This window comes from Arthrobacter sp. 754, assembly GCF_040548695.1.
GTDB lineage: Bacteria > Actinomycetota > Actinomycetes > Actinomycetales > Micrococcaceae > Arthrobacter.
Window position 1 is genome coordinate 91,519 of sequence record NZ_JBEPSC010000006.1, and the last position, 18,622, is coordinate 110,140.

The following is an 18,622-nucleotide window of genomic DNA, read 5'->3' on the forward strand; positions in this document are numbered from 1 at the left end:
TGCGGACGGGGACTGTGGCGGAAGTGGCTCAGGCCGCGGCCGCCGCCTTGGCTTTCTCGGCAAGGACTTCCTGCAGCCCGGTTGCTTTGATGCCGGCCTTCTCCAAAGCCGCGCGGAGGGCGGTGCCGTTCTCGAGGACCTGCGGGTGGTCCCCGTGGAGGAGGACAACGTCGGCGTCGTGGCCCAGGGGTACCACCTTGCCGGTGACGGCGCGGACCGTTCCCTTGGTCACCACCTGGACAACGCGGCGGCCGATCTCTTCCGGATCGTGGAGCAGCGCGCCTTCGGTGTTGCGGGAGACGGGCATGCCGTCCTCGCCGTAGCCGCGGTCCGCCAAGAAGACGTAGCCCACTTCGAGGCCGCGTTTGCGGGATTCGTCGGCCAGCAGGCCGTTCTGGCAGATGACGATGTAGGACGGGTCGTAGGCCTTGATGGCGTCCGTGATGGCCCGGGCGTGCTTGGCGTCGGTCTGGGCGATGCTGCCCATCCGGCCGTGCGGGGCCACGTGGCTGATCTTGCCGCCGTGGATGCGGGCAAAAGCGTCCAGGGCGCCGATCTGGTACAGGACGTCGGTGCGGATTTCCTCTTCGCTGGCCTCGATCAGGCGGCGGCCGAAGCCCACCAGGTCGGGGTAGCCGGGGTGGGCGCCCAGTTCGATGCCGCGCTCCACGCAGGACTTCACGGTGGCGTCCATGACGCGCGGGTCCCCGGCGTGGAAGCCGCAGGCGATGTTGGAGGCAGTAACCAGGCCCAGGAGGGCCTCGTCGTCGCCGATGCTGTAATTTCCGTAGCTCTCGCCGAGGTCTGCAACGACAGCGACTGAATTGATGCCCAAAGTGACTCCCAATGGTTTTTGTTTGTTGTGCCGATGGTCCGACGACGGCGGCCTGCCCGTCATGGCGGCAGGCCGCCGTCGTCCGTGTATTTAGTGGGTCTGGAGCGGTTGGCCCTTGGTTTCCTTCAGGAAGTAGACCGATGTCAGCGTGATGATGGCGGTGCCGATCGCGGCGTAGGCCGGGACCATGCTGTTGCCCGTGGCCTTGATGATTTCGGTCATCACCAGCGGGGCGCTGCCGCCGAAGATGATGGTGCTGATGCTGAAGCCGATGCTGTAGGCGCTGTAGCGGACCGTGGTGGGGAACATTTCGGTCAGCACGGTGTGCACGACGGCGGCGTGGCCGGAGAAGGAGAGGGCCATCACCACGGTGGCGATGCAGGCCAGCAGCATGTTGCCCGTGGTGATCATCGCGAACATCGGGTAGGACACCAGGGCCATCAGGACGGCGGAGCCGGCGAGGACCGGCTTGCGGCCGATCCGGTCGGAGAGCCGGGCCATCAGCGGGATGCTGATGATGATGGCCACCAGGCTGAAGGCGGTAACGGTCAGGGCCTGGACCATGGTGAAGTTGTTGCCGGTGCCCAGCTGGGTCTTCAGGTAGGTGGGCATGTAGGCGAACAGCAGGTAGTAGCCGGGGCCGTTCAGGGCCGGCAGGAAGATGGTCAGGGCGATGGCCTTCAGGTGGCGCTTGGAGGTGAAGGCAGTCTTCAGCGGGTTGCGTTCGACTTCGTTGCGGTCGCGCAGGGCGGCGAAGTGCGGGGTGTCCTCCATCTTGGAGCGGATGTAGTAGCCCACGTAGCCCAGCGGAAGGGCGAACAGGAACGGGATACGCCAGGCCCAGGATTCCATGGTGGCATCGCCCAGGGTGGTGATGAGGGTGGCGGAGAGTGCGCTGCCGAACAGGAGGGCGCAGAAGGAACCCACGGCGATGAAGCTCATGGAGAAGTTGCGGTGCTTGTTGTGGGCGTACTCGCCCACGAATGCCATGGCGCCGGCCACTTCGCCGCCGGCGGAGAAGCCCTGCAGGATGCGGAACAGGATGAGCAGGGCCGGGGCCGCCCAGCCGATCACCGAGGAGGAGGGGATCAGGCCGATGCACGCCGTGGCACCGGAGATCAGGAGCAGCAGGACGGCCAGGAGGTTCTTGCGGCCCAGCTTATCGCCAAGGAAGCCGCAGATCACGCTGCCGAACGGCCGGGCGAGGAAGCTGACCAGGAAGCCGACGTTGGTCAGCAGCAGGGATCCGAGGTCCTTGGATCCCATGATGTTGATGGCCAGGTAGGTGGTCAGCAGGCCGTAAATGCCGTAGTCATACCACTCCACGAAGGAGCCCATGGTCCCGGCAACGGTGGCTTTGCGCACCATCTTGCCGTCGGCGGTGACAACCTTGATTTGTGCGGTGTTCAGTTCCACTGAGTCCGTCGATGCAGTAGTCATTGGGTCTCTCTTAGTCTAGGGCTGGGCCGAGTCGCCGGATAGCGGACGTCAGCTGTATTCGCGGGTGATTTCGGCCGTCATTTCGGCCTCGTGGGCGGCGACGGCGATGACGCGTTCCAGGATTTCGGCCGCGCGGGCCTGCGGGATGATCACGACGCCGTCATCATCTGCGGCGACGATGTCACCGGCGGCGCACACAATGCCGCCGATGGCCACCGGCTCGCCGATGACGCCGGGGCCGTTCTTGAACGGACCGGCGGGGGTGACGCCCCGGGCGAAGACGGGGAACCTGATCTCGCTGATCGTGTGCCGGTCGCGGATGTAGCCGTCAATGACGGCGCCGGTGGCTCCGGCAGCCTCGAAACGCTGCGAGAGCTGCTCGCCGACCAGGGCCCGGTGTTCGTGGCCGAAGCCGTTGATGACCACCACGTCCCCGGGCTGGATGTAGTTCAGGGCCTCGATCACGGCCGCGTTGTCGCCGGCGGCGCCGAGGACCGGAAGGGCCGAACCCACGCAGTGCGCGCCCGACCAGATGGCGCCGATGCCGCCATCGACAATGCCGAGGCGCTCCATCGCGTCGCCGATGTTGGCTACCGGGAAAGCCTCGAAGGCCTTCACCAGCTCCCGGGGCGGACGCGTCCAGGAAGCCTTGCGGACTGTGAGCTCAAGAGTTGTTGCCATGGGTTGTCACCTTTGTTGGTTCAGCGGACGACGCCGGCCTCCGACCCTTGAGTCAATTGAGGCGGCAATCACATATGAGAAAAGTTTCGCGTTTCAAATCCAATCCGTCAAGGGGTAGCCGATGGATTGGCGGAAATAAGTCGGGCGGTTGTTGCGAGTGTGTAAATTCCCGGCCGCCAAAGTAACGGCTGTGCGTCCGCTCACAAATTTCCGTTGACTTGATCGGTTCAATAAGAGAAACTCTTCTCATTCGCGAACTTTCTCGCAGATCCCGTTGTATCAAGGAGACACCATGCACGGACGATTCACTTCCCTGGCCGCGGCCGCAGCAGCGGCAGCGTTGCTGCTGACCGGCTGCACCACGGGCACCGCAGGCAGCACCGGCGGAGGCGGCGGCAGCGCCGGTCCCTCCACGGACACCATCCGGACCGCTCTCAACGCGGACCCCACAACTTTCAATGCGGCCAAGGCGAACGCCAAGGACGACTACGAAGTGGCCCGCTTCCTGTTCGACACCGTGGTGCGCCGCGATGCCGACGGCAAGTTCATCGGCGGCCTCGCCACCGAGTGGACCTCGACGGCGACCGACGCGAAGCTGACCATCCGTAAGGACGCCGCCTGCGCCGACGGTACTGCCATCACACCCACCATCGTGGCCAAGTCCCTCACCTACTTCGCGGATCCGGCCACCAAGAACAACTTCGCCAAGCTCGTCTTCGGCCCGGGCCAGCCCACCATCGCCGCCGACGACGCCGCAGGCACTGTATCGATCAAGCTGGCGCAGCCCTGGTCCGAACTCGTGGGCGGCCTGACCCTGGCCCAGACCGGCATCATCTGCCCCGCCGGACTCGCCGACCTCGACGGCCTCGCGAAGGGCTCGGTGCAGGGTGCATTCTCAGGCCCCTACACCCTGACCAAGGCCAGCCACGGCGTCAGCTACGACATGACCCTGCGCGAGGACTACAAGGCCTGGCCCAAGTGGTCCAAGGAACCTGAGGGTACCCCGGCCAAGACGGTGCGGTTCTTCCCCGGCGTGAACAAGACCACAGTGGCCAACCAGCTCCTGACCGGTGAGATGGACATCTCCGACATCGCACCCGCGGACACTGCCCGCTTCGAGGGCAACAAAGACTACGCGGTGACCACCGTTCCCTTCGCCGGCATCTTCCTGCTCTTCAACCAGCGCGAAGGTAGCCCCTTCACCGATCCGGCCCTGCGCAAGGCAGTGGCCCAGCTGATGAACCAGCAGGCCTTCAACGCCGCCGCCTACGCCAACAAGGGCATCCCCTACACCTCCATCGTGGCTCCCACCGTGGCCTGCGCCCTCAAGGACAACTCGCACTTCACCAAGGAAGACGCGGAGGCCGCAAAGGCAGTCCTGGCCGGCAAAACCTTCAAGATGGTCGGCACCACCAGCATCGGGCCCAACGGCGCGGGCAGCACCTACGTCCAGGAGGCTCTGCGTGCCGCCGGGGCCACCGTCAACCTGAACCTCGTGGACAACGGAACCTGGGCAACCATGACCCAGACCAGACCGGAAACCTGGGACCTCACCATCCAGGGCGACGCGAACTTTGTGGGCACCGTGGCAGCGTCCCTGACCCGTATCGCCGGTGTTCCGACCGAGAAGGGCGGACGCAACATCGGCGGCGGTGAAAACGCGGACATCCTCGCCGACATCGCGAAGGCCCAGCAGGCGACCGACCAGACCGAGCGCTGCGCAGCCTACGAACACGCCCAGATCAGCATCCTCGAAGACAACGACATTGTCCCGTTCGTGGGTGAACCCCAGATCGTTGCCCAGCGGGCAGGATTCTCCATCCAGGCGCCGTCGGGCATCGTCGACTACGCCACCATGCGCATCACCAAATAAGAAAAGGTTCCTCGCGATGACCGAACCCACGATGCTCTCCAAGGAAGCAGTCATCCTTCAGGAGAGCCAGACCCCGGGGGCAGCCCGCCCCCGGGGCGCCCCCCGGGGGCTCTCCCCCTGGGGCAGCTATGCCCTTCGCCGCGCCGGCGGTGTGCTGCTCTCCGTGGCGCTTCTCGTCGTCGTGACCTTCTTCATGGTGCCGCTGATCCCCGGCGACCCGGCCGTGGCCGTGGCGGGTGCCGACGCCACCACCGAGCAGATCGAGGCCATCAGGGAAAGCCTCGGCCTGAACCAGCCGCTGCACCTGCAGTTCCTCCAATACGTGGGGCACCTTTTCGCCGGCAACCTCGGGGAATCCTTCGCCTACAGCACCTCGGTGTCCTCGATCATCGCCACCAAGCTGCCCTTCACCGCGGAACTCGCCCTCCTGGGCATCCTGGTGACCCTGCTGGTCTCCATCCCCGCAGGAATGGTCGTGGGGATCCTCACCCGCGGCGGACGCCGGAAGTGGCTCGATGTGTCCTTCGGGATGCTGACAGGGTTCTTCCAGGCCGTGCCGCAGTACGTCATCGCCACCATGCTGGTGGTGGTCTTCGCGATCATCCTCAAAGTCCTCCCGGCCGCCGGCGCGGCCACCCTCAGTTCCCTCATCCTTCCGGTGGTGGGCCTCTCGGTTGCCCCCATCTGCTCCATCGCCCGCGTGGTGCGGCGGGAAACCTCAACAGTCCTGGAACAGGACTACCTGCGGACGGCCCGGGGCTGGCGCCTGCCTGCCCTGCGGCTGTACGCCCGCCACGCCCTGCCCAACCTGATGACCACCACCCTCACCCTCGCCGGCCTCATCCTGGCCGGCATGCTCGGCGGCGCGATCATCATCGAAAACGTCTTCAACTGGCCCGGACTCGGCAAGGAAATCGTCACGGCCATCATCAACAAGGACTACCCGGTCATCCAGGGCATCATCCTGGTCCTGGGCTTCCTCGCCATCATCCTCAACCTGCTCGTGGACGTCATCCTCGGCATCATCGATCCGCGCACCCTCGGAGGAGGAAAATCCCATGGCTGAAAAGCGCCGCACCAAAGGCCGTTTCCGGTGGACCACCGGCCTCATCCTGGGCATCGCCCTGATGACCGTCATGGTGCTGACCGGCATCCTGGCGCCGCTGTTCCTTTCCGATGCCGCCGAAAAGCTTACCGCCAACGCATCCCAGGGCCCCGGCCCCGCCCACTGGCTCGGAACGGACGACTTCGGCCGTGACGTCCTCGCCCGCTCGCTCGTGGCCACCCGGCTCACGCTGGTGATGACCGCGGCAACCACGGTGATCTCCGTCATCGGCGGTGTCCTGATCGGTACGTTCATCTGGCTGGCTCCCCCGCGGATCCGCAATGCCGTCCTCCGGGTCATCGATGCCGCCGTCGCCTATCCCAGCCTCATCTTCGCGCTGCTCATCGCCGCGATCCTGGGACAGGGAGCCTGGTCCGCCGTGCTGGCCATCGCCATCGCCAGCATCCCGGCGTTCGCCCGGCTCACGGCCAACATGGCCGCCTCGATCTCGCAGCGGAACTATGTGTCCACTGCCCGGCTCCTGGGCGTCCCCGGACCGCGGATCATCACCCGGCACCTGCTGCCGAACATGGCAGAGCCGCTGCTGGTGCTGTCCGCCACGGTCTTCGCCACCACACTCATCGAGCTGTCCAGCCTTTCCTTCATCGGACTCGGTGTCCAGAACCCGGAGTACGACTTCGGGCGGCTGCTCAACGAGGCCCTCGTGAACATCTACTCCCAGCCGCTGCAGGCCGTCATGCCCTCGATCATGATCACCGTGGCCGGGCTCAGCGCCATGCTGATAGGCGACGGGCTGGCCGCCGCCACCGACCCCCGCGGCGGCCGGAAGTTCGGCAGCGTCAAGAAGGCCTCCGAGGTTCCGGCTTCGCTCCGGGCCGACCAGGAGGCGCTGGTGGAGGTCGATAACCTCACCGTCCTCACCCCCAACGGTGTGCCCCTGGTCAAGGGCGTGTCCCTGAGCATCCACGCCGGCGAGGTAGTGGGGCTTGTCGGTGAATCCGGCTCCGGAAAGTCCCTGACCGCCATGTCCATCGCCGGGCTGCTGCCCGAGGAACTGACCGTCACGGCGCACTCCATGCGCCTTGGCGAGCTGGACCTGCTCAAGAAGAACGATCCACGCACCATGGCCACCTCCATCGGGCTCGTCTACCAGGACCCCGGCACCAGCTTCAACCCGGCCCTGCGCATCGGCGCGCAGCTCACCGAAGTAAGCACCGTGCACCTGAAACAATCCAAAAAGACCGCCTACAACAGGATGGTCAAGGCACTGGCAGACATCCGGATCACGCAGCCGGAGACCCGGATGAAGCAGCACCCGCACGAACTCTCCGGCGGCATGCTCCAGCGCGCCATGATCGCCTCCACCCTGGTCACGGACCCGCGGCTGATCATCGCCGACGAACCCACCACGGCGCTGGATGTCACCGTCCAGGCCGATGTACTGCGGCAGTTCCGCACCATCAACCGCGAAATGGGCACGGCGATGCTGTTCATCTCCCACGACATCGGAGTGGTGCAGGCCCTGTGCGACAAAGTCATCGTGATGAACGGCGGAAAGATCCTGGAGCGGCTCACCGGTGCCCAACTGGCCGCCGGCGACGTCAAGCACCCCTACACAAAAGCACTGCTCGCCGCGACGCCCAGCATCGCAGAGCGCAAGGCCGAACTCGTCTCGGTCCGTGCCGAGGACTTCACCTATGACGAGGTTCCCGAAGACCGTCCCGGCCACGTACCGACGGAAGGAAAGAAGCAGCCATGACAACCACACCAACCTCCGCTGTTCCGGTGCTGGAAGTACGCGACCTCGAGGTCACCTTCGGCTCCGGACACTCCGCCGCCAAGGTCCTCAAGGGTGTTTCGACGGCCATCCAGCGGGGCAAGACCCTGGGCATCGTGGGCGAATCCGGGTCCGGCAAATCCACGCTGGCCAAAGCCATCGTGGGCCTGAACCCGGTCAGTGCCGGAAGCATCGCCATCAACGGCCAGGACGTGGCCGGAATGACCGGGGCGCAGCGACGGGCCATGCGCCGGGAAGTCCAGATGATCCCGCAGGACCCCTACTCGTCGCTGAACCCCCGCCGCACCATCGGGCAGACGCTGGCCGAGGCGATCGATCCGGTGAAGTCCAATCCGCGTGCCCACCGGGAGAAGATTTCGTACTGGCTTTCCACCATCCGCCTGGATGCCGACGTTGCCGGGCGGTACCCGCACGAGTTCTCCGGCGGCCAGCGGCAGCGTATCGCCATTGCACGGGCGCTGGCCGTAGGGCCGAAGCTGATCATCGCCGATGAAATCACCTCGGCCCTGGACTTGTCCGTCCAGGCCGAAATCCTGAACCTCATCAGCCGCCTGCGGACCGAACTGGACCTGACCATGGCCTTCATTTCCCACGACCTGGACGTGGTGCACCACGTCAGCGACGAGATCATGGTCCTCTTCCACGGGGAGGTGGTGGAGCGCGGCGACGTGGACAGCGTCTACGGCAACCCCAAACACCCCTACACGCGCAAGCTGATCGACTCGGTGCCGGGCGGCCCGGGCTTCGACATCGGCGAACGCCGGGCAGCCGTCCCCTGACGAACAAACTACGTGCCACACAGGAAAGCCGGCCGGGCATGTGCCCGGCCGGCTTTCATATGCTGTGATGTGCGGCGGTGAACGGAGCCCGCCCCGCCTACTCCCCGGCCGGCTATGCCCCCGGCGGCGTTGTGCTCTTCATCACCGCCCCGCAGGCCACGTCCGCAAGCTCGGCCGGTGACCGGAGGACGTCGAGCAGCACCTGGCGTTCGTCCGCTTCGAGCGGTTCCAGCGCCGCCAGCTGGGAGGCCAGGAGCGCTGCGGGCATGAACTCGTGGTTCCGGGCGGCCATCCGCGCAGCGAGGGTGTGCGCGGCCCCTTGCAGGTGGAGGAACAGCACATCCGGGGCGTGCTCCCGGAGAAGGTCGCGGTAGCGGCGTTTCAGGGCGGAGCAGGCAACAATCACGGCTTCCCCGTCCAGCTGGTGCGCTGCCAGTGTGCGGCCGATTTCCTGCAGCCACGGGCGGCGGTCCTCGTCGTTCAGCGGAGTACCGGTCCGCATCTTCGCCTTGTTCGCGGCCGGATGCAGGTCATCGCCGTCGATGAACGGCACCCCCAGCCGCTGTCCCAGCAGCTCCCCAACCGTCGATTTTCCTGACCCTGACACGCCCATGATGACCATGGGCGGAAGCCCGTTGCTACTCATTCGAATTGCCTCCACGAAGCTCTTGCCTGACGCTTTCTGAAGTGCGATGATTATCACACATGAGAAAAGTTTCTCAGATTGGAGCTGGGTCGTCAACGGTTCCCCCCGGGGACTGAGACCCGAACACCACTGAGCGCCGCTACTACCGAACAGGCTTTCCGATGAAGACCGTCCGCACCGTCACTTTCCCCGACCGCGACCTCCTCGCCAAAGTCCAGCCGCTGCCCGCCGGCCTTGAGGCATCGGTCTGGGACCTCCGCTCCGAGCCGGAGGGCATTGCCCTGGACGCCATCGACGCCGTCATCCTGCCCTACATTGATGCGTCCGCCGTCCTTGGCTCGCTGTCGAAGGCTCCGAACCTGAAATTCGTGCAGACACAGTCCACGGGTTTCGACGGCGTCCCCGAAGCCGCCGGTCCCTCGGCCGCGGTGGCCAGCGCTTCGGGTGTCCACGCGGCGGCCACCGCCGAACTGGCGATCGGCCTGATCATCGCCAAACTCCGCGGCATCGACCAGGCAGTCCGTGACCAGCAGACCGGCACCTGGCGGCCGCAGCGCCGTTCTTCGCTGGCTGACCGGCGCGTCCTGCTGGTGGGCGTGGGCGGCATCGGCCACGAAATCGCGAGGCGCCTGGAGCCGTTCGAGGTGGAACTTACCCGCGTGGGCAGCAGCGCCCGCGAGGACAGCGCCGGCCACGTGCACGCTTCCTCCGACCTGGCGGCCCTGGCTGAAACCCACGACGTTCTTGTTGCCGTTACTCCCTTGAATGAGCACACGCACAAGCTGGTGGACGCGACGGTCCTCGCGGCCCTGCCGGACGGGGCGCTGGTGGTCAACGTCGGACGCGGGCCCGTCGTTGACACCGATGCCCTCACAGCGGAAGTACTGTCCGGCCGGCTCCACTGCGCGCTCGATGTCGTGGATCCGGAACCGCTCCCGGCGAACCACCCGCTGTGGTCCTCCCCCAATGCCCTGATCACCCCGCACATCGGCGGCAACGCCTCAGCCTTCGAGCCGAGGATCGTCAAGTTCATCGCCAGCCAGCTCAAGGCGCTGGGCGGCGGCGACCGGCCCGCGAACCTGGTCCAGGCCGGGCCCTTCTGACCCCGGATGCTTTGCCGGGTCCGCACGCTCTTGCACCATCCCCCGTTGAATCCCCTCAAGAGAAAACGCAGCCGTCATGAAAAGCAGAGCCATCGTCCACAGCAAGTTTGAAGCCCGCCTCTTGGGCGCCAGCCCCCAAGGCAGGCAGGTGCCGGCTGAGGTTCCGGTGAACCAGCAGGCGAACGGCACCCAGCCACGGCTGGGCCCAGGGCAGACACGGGCCCAAGCCGTGCCCGTATGGCAACAGCCCCAACGGAGCCGCTTGAACATCGCCTGAGTCCCGGCAAACGGCACTCCCGGCACCATCGGCAAGTTGTGGGAGTCCCGGGCCCTAGCCCGGAGAAGCAGGCGAGCGTAGCGTCTATCGAAGAAAGACGGTGCCGGCAGCGGGACAACTGTCACGGCACGCGTGGTTGTTTCGTGGAGGAGGCCTCGATGGCTGGGTGGAATGCCGACACGGGGGCAGGGCCGATGGGGGCCGGGACGGTCACCCTGGTCGAGGGATCCTCCTTCTGCATATCCCTGCCGAACGGCGACATCCACGCCGATAATCCGCATGGCCTTTTTGTGCGGGACGCCCGGATCCTCTCGGGCTGGCGCCTGACAGTAAATGGCCAGCCGATTGAGCCGCTGGCGGCGGAGACGAAGGAGCCATACCGGGCGCTATTCGTCGGTAGGGTTCCCCGGTCCGACGGCTACGCCGACAGCCCGCTGATCGTGGAGCGCCTGCGCGAGGTAGGGGCAGGAATCCAGGAGCAGGTCACCGTCCGCAACTACTCCCTGAAGCTAGCCGAATGCGTGCTCAGCCTAATCGTCGAGGCGGACTTCGCCGACCTTTTCGAGGTGAAAGAGGCCCGGATTCAGCGGCGCTGGGACGAGACCCGCGAGGCCGACGGCGGCGCGCTCACCATTCGTGCCAGCTGGCAGGACATCGCGAAAGGCATGAGCGTCCAGGCCCCCGGTGCGGAGATCACGACGGCCGCAGTGACGTACCGGGCCTCTGTCCCTGCGCACGGCCACTGGAGCACAGTCCTGACTGTTTTGCCCAGCTCAGAGAAAGCCGGTTCGGCGGCTTTCGTCCATCCCGACGGGAATGTCCTGTCTCCGCGGGACCGGCGCCGTCGGGACTGGGTGGCGAAGATCCCCGTGCTGCAGATGGGCAACCGGTCCATCGAACGTACCCTGCGCCGCAGCTACGATGACCTGGGCGCGCTTCGGATCGAGGACCCCGAACATCCGGAGCGCGTGGTGGTGGCCGCCGGCGCGCCGTGGTTTATGACGCTCTTCGGCCGGGATTCGCTGTGGGCGTCTGTCATGGCGATGCCGGTGGATCCGTCACTCGCCCTGGGCACTCTGCAGACGCTGGCAGACCGGCAGGGCACGGTGGTGGATCCGGCCTCCGAAGAGGAACCCGGCAAAATCCTCCACGAGGTCCGGCTCGACGTAAGCAGCGGCCTGTCACTGGGAGGCAAGTCAAACTACTATGGCAGCGTCGATGCCACACCGCTGTTCCTGATGGTGCTCGGCGCGGTCAGCCGCTGGGGATTCGCCGCGGACACCATCGCGGCCCTGCTGCCCCACGCGGACCGCGCGCTGGACTGGATCGTGAACTACGGGGACAAGGACGGCGACGGGTTCGTCGAGTACCAGCGCCTCAACCCTCAGGGGCTGATCAACCAGGGCTGGAAGGACTCCTGGGACGGCATCAACTTCGCCGATGGCACGCTGGCCGAGCCGCCGATCGCACTCAGCGAGGTTCAGGCCTACGTCTACGTCGCGTACCTGTCGCGGGCGTGGCTAGCGTACGAGGCTGGAGACACGGCTTTCGGGAACGAGCTCGCCGATCGGGCGGCACGGCTGAAGAAGCAGTTCAACGAACAATTCTGGATCCCTGAACGCGGGTACTACGCCATCGCCCTCGACGGGAAGAAGCGGCAGGTGGACGCCTGCGCTTCGAACATGGGGCACTGCCTGCTGCAGGGCCTCATCGATGAAGACAAGGCCCCGCAGGTGGCCGAGCGCCTGATGTCACCGGAAATGTTCAGCGGCTGGGGCGTGCGTACCCTGGCCAGCGACATGGGTGCCTACAACCCCGCCAGCTACCACAACGGCTCGGTCTGGCCCCACGACAACGCAATCGTCGCGGCCGGGCTCCTTCGCTATGGCTTCGTGGCTGAAGCGCAAAGAATCGCACAGGGCATGATGGACGCCGCCGAGTCCTCCGACGGCCGCCTCCCGGAACTGTTCTGCGGCTTCAGCCGGGATCAGCTCGCAACCCCCGTTCCTTACCCCACCGCGTGCTCGCCGCAGGCCTGGGCATCCACTGCACCAATCCAGCTCGTGACGAGCCTGATGCGCTACGACCCGGTTGTTTCCGCCGGCGCAGTATGGATGGATCCCGTCCTTCCAGAGTCCTTTGGGGACCTGCACATCACCAATGCGCCACTGGGCGGCGGCCGGATCACCATCGACATTGCCGGTTCCGTCCCTTCCGTCCACGGACTGCCTGAGGGAATGGTGTTCCACCGGGGGCACCGTCCGTGGATGAGTGAACTGGCCGCGCAGGCCGCTCACCGTCGTACGGAAGCCAGGGGCCAGGAGTCCGAGGGCTGACTGGACGTCCAGCAGGCGACAAGCACCTCAGAAGCTCCAGCTCACGCAGCAGCAGGCGGAACCGCAGCGAACTCGCTGAAGTGGCGCCCCAGTACAGGACTGCTTCGCTTTCAATTGCTTTACGAAATATCCATTATCGACGTTCTTAAAAAGCGCGGGGAGTGCCTGCAGAAGGGGCCTGTTTGCTGCCATCGTTGGTGGCATTTTTGCCCTTGGCTCAGGGGCTATGCGTTCGGCAGCGGGTCTCATGGATCTGCCATCGTTCGGCCCACGTGAAGACTGCCAAGACTACGCCCTCACCGAATGCGGGACTCGACCCGACTGAACACCGCAATACGGCTTTTGATGCCGGGCAAGCCTGTCAGCGCCCGTTCGGCCTTGGTCAAGGCGTCATGAAAGTTGCCGCTGTCGATGGTGGAACGACCGACAGCATGATGGGTCACGTACTCCACGATGTACGTCATGAAATCCAGCTTGGTCCGTGTCCGCCACCTGGTGCAGAGTCCTTGGTCACGGAATCACGCGGCTGGTGTGGCGAGGCGCCGATTGTCTGTCTGGGGCATCTGAACCTGACAGATGTCCTCTTGCCCGGACGGCACCGCCGAACCCGGAAGCACCAACGAAGAGCGCATCAAACTCCTCCCCAGCTGGGCAGCAATAGCCCTATCAGGGGCGGCGCAGTCTAAAGGCTATGGCACGTAGGAGTCCAGCCTGCCTCAAGAGGCTTGTTGCTTAAAAGCCCCCTCCAGCGCGCCTCGCTGTAAGCGCCTTAGACAAGAACGTCATGCCCTGACACGATGAAAGCTCCGGCGCCGGCTGGAGCGATGACCTCACCGAAAGCATCGATAACAAGTGCGGTCGCCAGCAGAGTTCGTCAAGTTAGGCAGCGCCGGGTAGTTGCGCTTAGGCGTAGGCCTCGTGCAGCTGGAGTTGCCGCACGAGTTCCTCGATGCGGGTCAGGGAAGCAGGCGCGAGGTCTGCAGTAGGGCGGCGGGCTGTGCCGACAGGGATTCCGAGAATATTTAGGGTGGCCTTAACGGCGGGAATGAACGGCGCGGACAGAATGGCATCTATCAGCGCGTAGATGCGGTTCCACTCGGCCCGGGCCGTGGCGAAGTCACCGGCGGCGACCGCCCGTTGGACGGCCACGATCTCGCGTGGCATCAGATTGGCAGTACCGGCCATGACAGCAGTAGCGCCCTCCGTGAGGGCTGCCAGGATCAGGCTGTCCGACCCGATGATGGTGGTGATGTGCTCACTGTGGCGGTGGATGAGCTGGGTGGCTTGTTCCATGTCGCCGCTGGAGTCCTTGATGTAGTGGATGTTCTCCACGTCGCGGGCCAGTTTGCCCACGGTTCCGGCATCGAGGTTGACACCGGTTGCCGCCGGGTAGTTGTACAGCATCACGGGACGTTCCACTGCGTCAGCCACAGCACGGAAGTATCCGATGGTCTCGGACATCGAGAGCGGCACATAATAGGGGGCAATCAGCATTAGCACGTCAGCACCACAATTCTGCGCATGCAGAGAGTTCTCGATGGTCTCCGCCGTGCTGGTCGCGCCGGTCTGTGCCACGACCGGCACCCGCCCTGCCGTGTGCTCCACGACGGTCTTCACGACCAGGCGCCGTTCAGCGGAGCTAAGCGCGGCGAACTCACCCGTGGAGCCGCAGGCCACTACACCGTCGACTCCCCCGGCAATGGAACGATCAACGAGGGCACGAAGAGCTGGCTCATCGATCCCGCCGTTTGCGGTAAAGGGGGTGGCCAATGCGGTGAGCACACCGCTGAGTTGGGAGGACATGAGTTCCTTACTGCTTGCTAGGAGAAAGGTTTACTGAGGCGGAAGCGCCTCGGCGGAGATGGTGATGTACTGCTTCTTGAAGTGCTCGTGGATCTCCCAGACGCCGGTCCAGCCGTTCGGGATCAGCACCATGTCGCCAGCCTTGTGGTCCACGCGTTCGCCGGTGTCCGAGACCAGGGTTGCCCTGCCTTCCAGCACCAGAATGACTTCATTAACGCCGTCGCGGGCGGTCTTGAAGGTCCCTGGCGAGCATTCCCAGAATCCGAGGTCCACCCTGCTGGCTTTGATCGTTAAGGCGTTATCCGTGGCGTCTTTCGGCTCCGTGCCGTTGATGGCTGTCGGCTTGAGGGCCGACGCGACATGTATTTCCTTTGGTTGTTTTTCTTGACGCAGTACGGTCCACGTCTGGGATATTTATGGAGCTACTTCAGTGTGAGTACCCTGCGGCTGCCTCGGTGAGGCTCTTGCCCTTGGTCTCTGGAGCCAGCCATTGGGACAGCACGGCACCGGCCAGGGCGACAGCGGCTGCCATGAGCATGGTGGGACCCGCTCCGAGGGTTTCCATTGACATCGGCATCAGGAAGATGCCGATGCCTGCCCCGACCCGGCTGACAGCGGCCGCGAAACCTGTTCCGATCCCTCGGATCTCGGTCGGCAGGACCTCGCCGGGGTAGACGCCTGTAAGTGTGGTGTACATCGCGTTGAAGAACGAGAAAACCAGGAACAGGATGAGGACGATGGGAGCCGGTGCGCCGGCCCACAGTCCGATGACCGCGAGGACGATGGCGCACATCCACTGCGGCGGAATGCACAGGATGCGGCGGCCGGCCTTGTCGATCAACAAGACGGTGATGACGACGCCGGCCAGGGCAACGGCTGAGAGTCCTACGCCGCCGGCGAGCCCACCGGCGAGGCCGTACTGGTTCAGCACGCTGTCGGCGAAGGTGGCGATGGCGAAGTACGGTGTCACGGCGCAGAACCAGAACGCCGAGATGAACAGCGTGGAGCGCCAGTGCGTCTTGGAAAATAGCATCAGAAAGCTGCCCGTGCGGACGTCCTCGTGCTGGAGGTCATCGAGCGCATCGTCGGGCATGTACTTTGCGGCGAGAGCGCGGGCCTCGTCCTTTCGGCCCACACTCCACAGCCAGCGCGGCGACTCCGGCAGGCCGAGCCTGGAGAGGAACAGGACAACGGCGATGAAGGTGCTCGTCCCCAGGATGAAATGCCAGCTCAGGTTGGTGTACTCACTGAGCAGGTGGCCGATCAGGAACGCGAGCATAAAGCCGGCATACCACGCGATCTCCATTGCACCCATGAGGCGCCCGCGCAGACGGGCGGGAGAGAACTCGGCCATCAGAGGCCAGCCGACCGCGTACTCGGTGCCGATCGCGATGCCCATCAGCAACCGCACCACGATGAGCAATATCGGGGAATCGACGAAGAACTGCATGCCCGACGCGATAGCGAACAGGCCGATGTCGAACATAAAAATTGGCTTACGGCCGAACTTGTCGGCAGCCCAGCCGCCGAGCGGTGAACCGATCAGGATGCCAGCCAGGGCGGCCGCGGCGATCAGGCCCTGCCACACTGCATCGAGCTGAAGGTCCTCGGCCATCTTCCCGGACACCGGTCCAATGATGCCAAGGATGTAGCCGTCCAGGAACATGCCACCGATCAGGACCGTGACCATTCTGGTCATGAAGCGTTTCTTGCTCGCTGCTGAGACGTTGCTCTGGCGTGCAGCTGAACTATTTGTGGCTGACATTTTTAGCTCCTCCCGGTTGAGGGGACGGCATTGGTTTCGCCTTGTTCGCGGCTCTGAGAAGCTGGCGTTGGAGCATGGTATTGACCTCCCGGTCAGTGAAAGCGCTGGGGGGAATGTTGTGGTCTCTTACCTAAGAGTGGTTCCGTCCGGCGGCTGCGACAACGGGACGTTCAGGAGCCGACGACGGCGGGCGGTGCCGCCGTCGTCGTGCTTCTGTTTGTTCCGGGACAAGGCAGCTTGTGTCGGTTTCGGGGTTCAGCTTTCCGGATGGGACGGGGACGACTTTGGACGATGGTTGTTGTTGCTGGGGTAGATGGGTGTTCCTGCTGCGGTGGCGTCGATGGCCTGGAACTGTCCTGTTGGTGGTCCGGTGCTTTCCTTGGTGGCGAGGATGAATTTTTGGTGGCCGTGTTCTTCGACGGCGGCGCGGACTGTTCGGCGAATGACGGAGTCGGAGAGTTGTTTGCGGAGCCAGATCGGGTCCCGGCGCAGGTCGCGGGTGAGGGCGATGCAGAGGACCAGCAGGACGATAACGAACGGTGCCGCGGCGACGATGGTCATGCGTTGGAGGCCGCTGAGTGCTTCGGCTGGTGTGTCACCACCTGCTAGGAGCATCACGATCGCGACGGTCCCCATCAGTGCGCCCCAGAACACGACGACGGGCTTGGAGGGTTTCAGGGTCCCGCGGGAACTCAGGGACCCCATGACGATCGAGGCTGAGTCCGCGCCGGTAACGAAGAAGATCGCGGTCAGGACCATGGCCAGCACCGCCAGAGCGATAGTCAACCATTGGGGTGTGCCGAGCCCGTTCAGCATCGCGTACAACGCGCCATCGAAGGAGATACTGGGCGCACCGTCGACGATAGTCGCGATTCCGTCGGCAGTGTCGGGTGTGGCGTCAGCGGCGCGCTGCTGATGGATGGCCGTGCCGCCGAAGATGGCGAACCAGAGCAGCGACACGATGGAGGGGACGAACAGCACGCCTGTGACGAACTGGCGGATCGTGCGGCCGCGGCTGATGCGGGCGATGAACATGCCCACGAAGGGTGTCCAGGACATCCACCAGACCCAGTAGAACACTGTCCAGCTGGAGAGCCAGGCGCGCATGGTGTCGTCTCCTGTGGCTTCGGTACGGGCCGCCATTTCGGGGAGCTGCTGGATGTAGGAGCCCAGGGCCGAGGGGATGAGGTTCAGGATGAACATGGTCGGGCCGACAACGAAGACGATCACCGCCAGCACGACTGCGAGGATCATGTTCGTGTTGGACAGGAACTGGATGCCCTTTTCCAGGCCGGATACCGCCGAGGCGACGAAGCAGAACGTGAGCACGGCGATGATGATCACCAGCAGGGGTGTGGCGACTTCACCGACGACGCCATTGAACTTCAGGCCGCTGCCGATCTGCAGTGCCCCCAACCCCAGGGAAGCAGCCGAGCCGAACAAGGTGGCGAAGATGGCGAGGATGTTGATGGTTTTCCCGCCGATCCCGTCCACGGCCTTGCGGCCGAAGAGGGAGACGAACGCTTCGGAGAGCAAGTTCTTGCGGCCCAGCCGGAAGGTGCTGTACGCGATCGCGATACCCACAACCGCGTACATCGCCCACGGGTGGAGGGTCCAGTGGAATACGGAGGTGGCCATTGCTGTCTCGACGGCTTCGACGGTTTGACCGTCGACCGTGCTGGGGGGCGGTGAGATGTAGTGGTAGAGGGGCTCGGCGACGCCGTAGAACATCAGGCCGATGCCCATGCCGCAGGCGAACATCATGGAGATCCAGGATCCGGTTTTGAATTCGGGTCCCTCGCCGTCCTTGCCCAGGGGGATGTTCCCGAACCGACCGATCGCCAACCACAAAACATACACAACGAAGACCGAGGACAGCAGGACAAAAACCCACCCCGAGCTCGCAAGCACCCAGTTCAACGCCGCCGTCGAAGCGGTAGCCAGGCTATCGGTGTCGGTGAACCCCCACACCAGGAAAGCCATGACCAGGGCGCCGGTCACCACGAAAATCGTCTTGTCGAGGCCTGGGGCGTGCTTACTGAGTGCGCTGCGTCGCTCTGCGACACCGTCCTTCAAGTCTTCAAGGATCTTTACCTCTTCGGACTCAGTGCGGTGCAAGTGGGCGGTGTCATCCACCGGCGGCGCCGTTAGCACCTCATCAGGCGACGCATCCGGTGCAGAATGTTTGGTGCTCATGAGAGCCTCTTTCAGGAAGGGGTC

15 protein-coding genes are annotated in these 18,622 nt (G+C 64.7%); 6 read left to right on the plus strand and 9 right to left on the minus strand.

Annotated features, from left to right (window positions below; translation table 11 throughout):
• Window positions 1-28: 28 nt before the first annotated feature.
• From ABIA70_RS17180 to ABIA70_RS17190, 3 genes are all read right to left on the minus strand, one after another.
• On the minus strand, window positions 29-835 hold the full coding sequence (locus tag ABIA70_RS17180; protein WP_354148789.1) for a LamB/YcsF family protein: 807 nt from the start codon (window positions 833-835) through the stop codon (window positions 29-31).
• Between the two features lie 90 nt (window positions 836-925).
• The gene (locus ABIA70_RS17185) at window positions 926-2,275 is read right to left on the minus strand and encodes an MFS transporter (RefSeq protein WP_354148790.1); all 1,350 of its coding nucleotides are present in this window, start codon (window positions 2,273-2,275) and stop codon (window positions 926-928) included.
• A gap of 48 nt (window positions 2,276-2,323) precedes the next feature.
• Complete coding sequence (locus ABIA70_RS17190) at window positions 2,324-2,956, minus strand: RraA family protein (RefSeq protein WP_354148791.1); 633 nt, start codon at window positions 2,954-2,956, stop codon at window positions 2,324-2,326.
• A gap of 292 nt (window positions 2,957-3,248) precedes the next feature.
• On the opposite strand from ABIA70_RS17190, the gene ABIA70_RS17195 reads away from it, so the two are divergent.
• Genes ABIA70_RS17195 through ABIA70_RS17210 form a run of 4 tightly spaced genes read left to right on the plus strand, consistent with a single transcriptional unit; the run spans window position 3,249 to window position 8,472 of the window.
• On the plus strand, window positions 3,249-4,829 hold the full coding sequence (locus ABIA70_RS17195; protein ID WP_354148792.1) for an ABC transporter substrate-binding protein: 1,581 nt from the start codon (window positions 3,249-3,251) through the stop codon (window positions 4,827-4,829).
• Between the two features lie 16 nt (window positions 4,830-4,845).
• On the plus strand, window positions 4,846-5,895 hold the full coding sequence (locus ABIA70_RS17200) for an ABC transporter permease (RefSeq protein WP_354148793.1): 1,050 nt from the start codon (window positions 4,846-4,848) through the stop codon (window positions 5,893-5,895).
• Entirely contained in the window at window positions 5,888-7,654 is a 1,767-nt protein-coding gene (locus ABIA70_RS17205) for a dipeptide/oligopeptide/nickel ABC transporter permease/ATP-binding protein (RefSeq protein WP_354148794.1), read from the plus strand. The genes ABIA70_RS17200 and ABIA70_RS17205 overlap by 8 nt, the downstream gene beginning before the upstream one ends.
• Window positions 7,651-8,472 (plus strand): ABC transporter ATP-binding protein, encoded by an 822-nt coding sequence (locus ABIA70_RS17210; RefSeq protein WP_354148795.1) that lies wholly within the window; start codon window positions 7,651-7,653, stop codon window positions 8,470-8,472. Before ABIA70_RS17205 ends, ABIA70_RS17210 begins: the two co-directional genes overlap by 4 nt.
• Before the next feature lie 112 nt (window positions 8,473-8,584).
• Here the strand turns inward: ABIA70_RS17210 and ABIA70_RS17215 are convergent, their stop codons facing one another.
• A complete protein-coding gene (locus ABIA70_RS17215; RefSeq protein ID WP_354148796.1) occupies window positions 8,585-9,118 on the minus strand; it encodes a gluconokinase in 534 nt (177 codons plus the stop codon).
• 161 nt (window positions 9,119-9,279) lie between these two features.
• Here ABIA70_RS17215 and ABIA70_RS17220 point away from each other — a divergent pair, with 161 nt between their 5' ends.
• Both ABIA70_RS17220 and ABIA70_RS17225 read left to right on the plus strand, forming a co-directional pair.
• Window positions 9,280-10,221 (plus strand): 2-hydroxyacid dehydrogenase, encoded by a 942-nt coding sequence (locus ABIA70_RS17220; RefSeq protein ID WP_354148797.1) that lies wholly within the window; start codon window positions 9,280-9,282, stop codon window positions 10,219-10,221.
• 435 nt (window positions 10,222-10,656) lie between these two features.
• Window positions 10,657-12,834 carry an amylo-alpha-1,6-glucosidase gene (locus ABIA70_RS17225; protein ID WP_354148798.1) on the plus strand — a complete coding sequence of 726 codons (2,178 nt, stop codon included), beginning with the start codon at window positions 10,657-10,659 and terminating at the stop codon, window positions 12,832-12,834.
• A 296-nt stretch (window positions 12,835-13,130) separates the two neighbouring features.
• Here the strand turns inward: ABIA70_RS17225 and ABIA70_RS17230 are convergent, their stop codons facing one another.
• From ABIA70_RS17230 to ABIA70_RS17250, 5 genes are all read right to left on the minus strand, one after another.
• The gene (locus ABIA70_RS17230; RefSeq protein ID WP_354148799.1) at window positions 13,131-13,298 is read right to left on the minus strand and encodes a hypothetical protein; all 168 of its coding nucleotides are present in this window, start codon (window positions 13,296-13,298) and stop codon (window positions 13,131-13,133) included.
• Between the two features lie 439 nt (window positions 13,299-13,737).
• Window positions 13,738-14,637, minus strand: a complete 900-nt coding sequence (gene dapA / locus ABIA70_RS17235) for a 4-hydroxy-tetrahydrodipicolinate synthase (protein ID WP_354148800.1) — start codon at window positions 14,635-14,637, stop codon at window positions 13,738-13,740.
• Window positions 14,638-14,667: 30 nt separating this feature from the next.
• The gene (locus ABIA70_RS17240; protein ID WP_354149036.1) at window positions 14,668-15,051 is read right to left on the minus strand and encodes a cupin domain-containing protein; all 384 of its coding nucleotides are present in this window, start codon (window positions 15,049-15,051) and stop codon (window positions 14,668-14,670) included.
• A 13-nt stretch (window positions 15,052-15,064) separates the two neighbouring features.
• Window positions 15,065-16,402, minus strand: coding sequence for an MFS transporter (locus ABIA70_RS17245; RefSeq protein ID WP_354148801.1), 1,338 nt, complete (start codon window positions 16,400-16,402; stop codon window positions 15,065-15,067).
• Window positions 16,403-16,657: 255 nt separating this feature from the next.
• Window positions 16,658-18,598 carry a BCCT family transporter gene (locus tag ABIA70_RS17250; RefSeq protein WP_354148802.1) on the minus strand — a complete coding sequence of 647 codons (1,941 nt, stop codon included), beginning with the start codon at window positions 18,596-18,598 and terminating at the stop codon, window positions 16,658-16,660.
• Window positions 18,599-18,622: the final 24 nt, after the last annotated feature.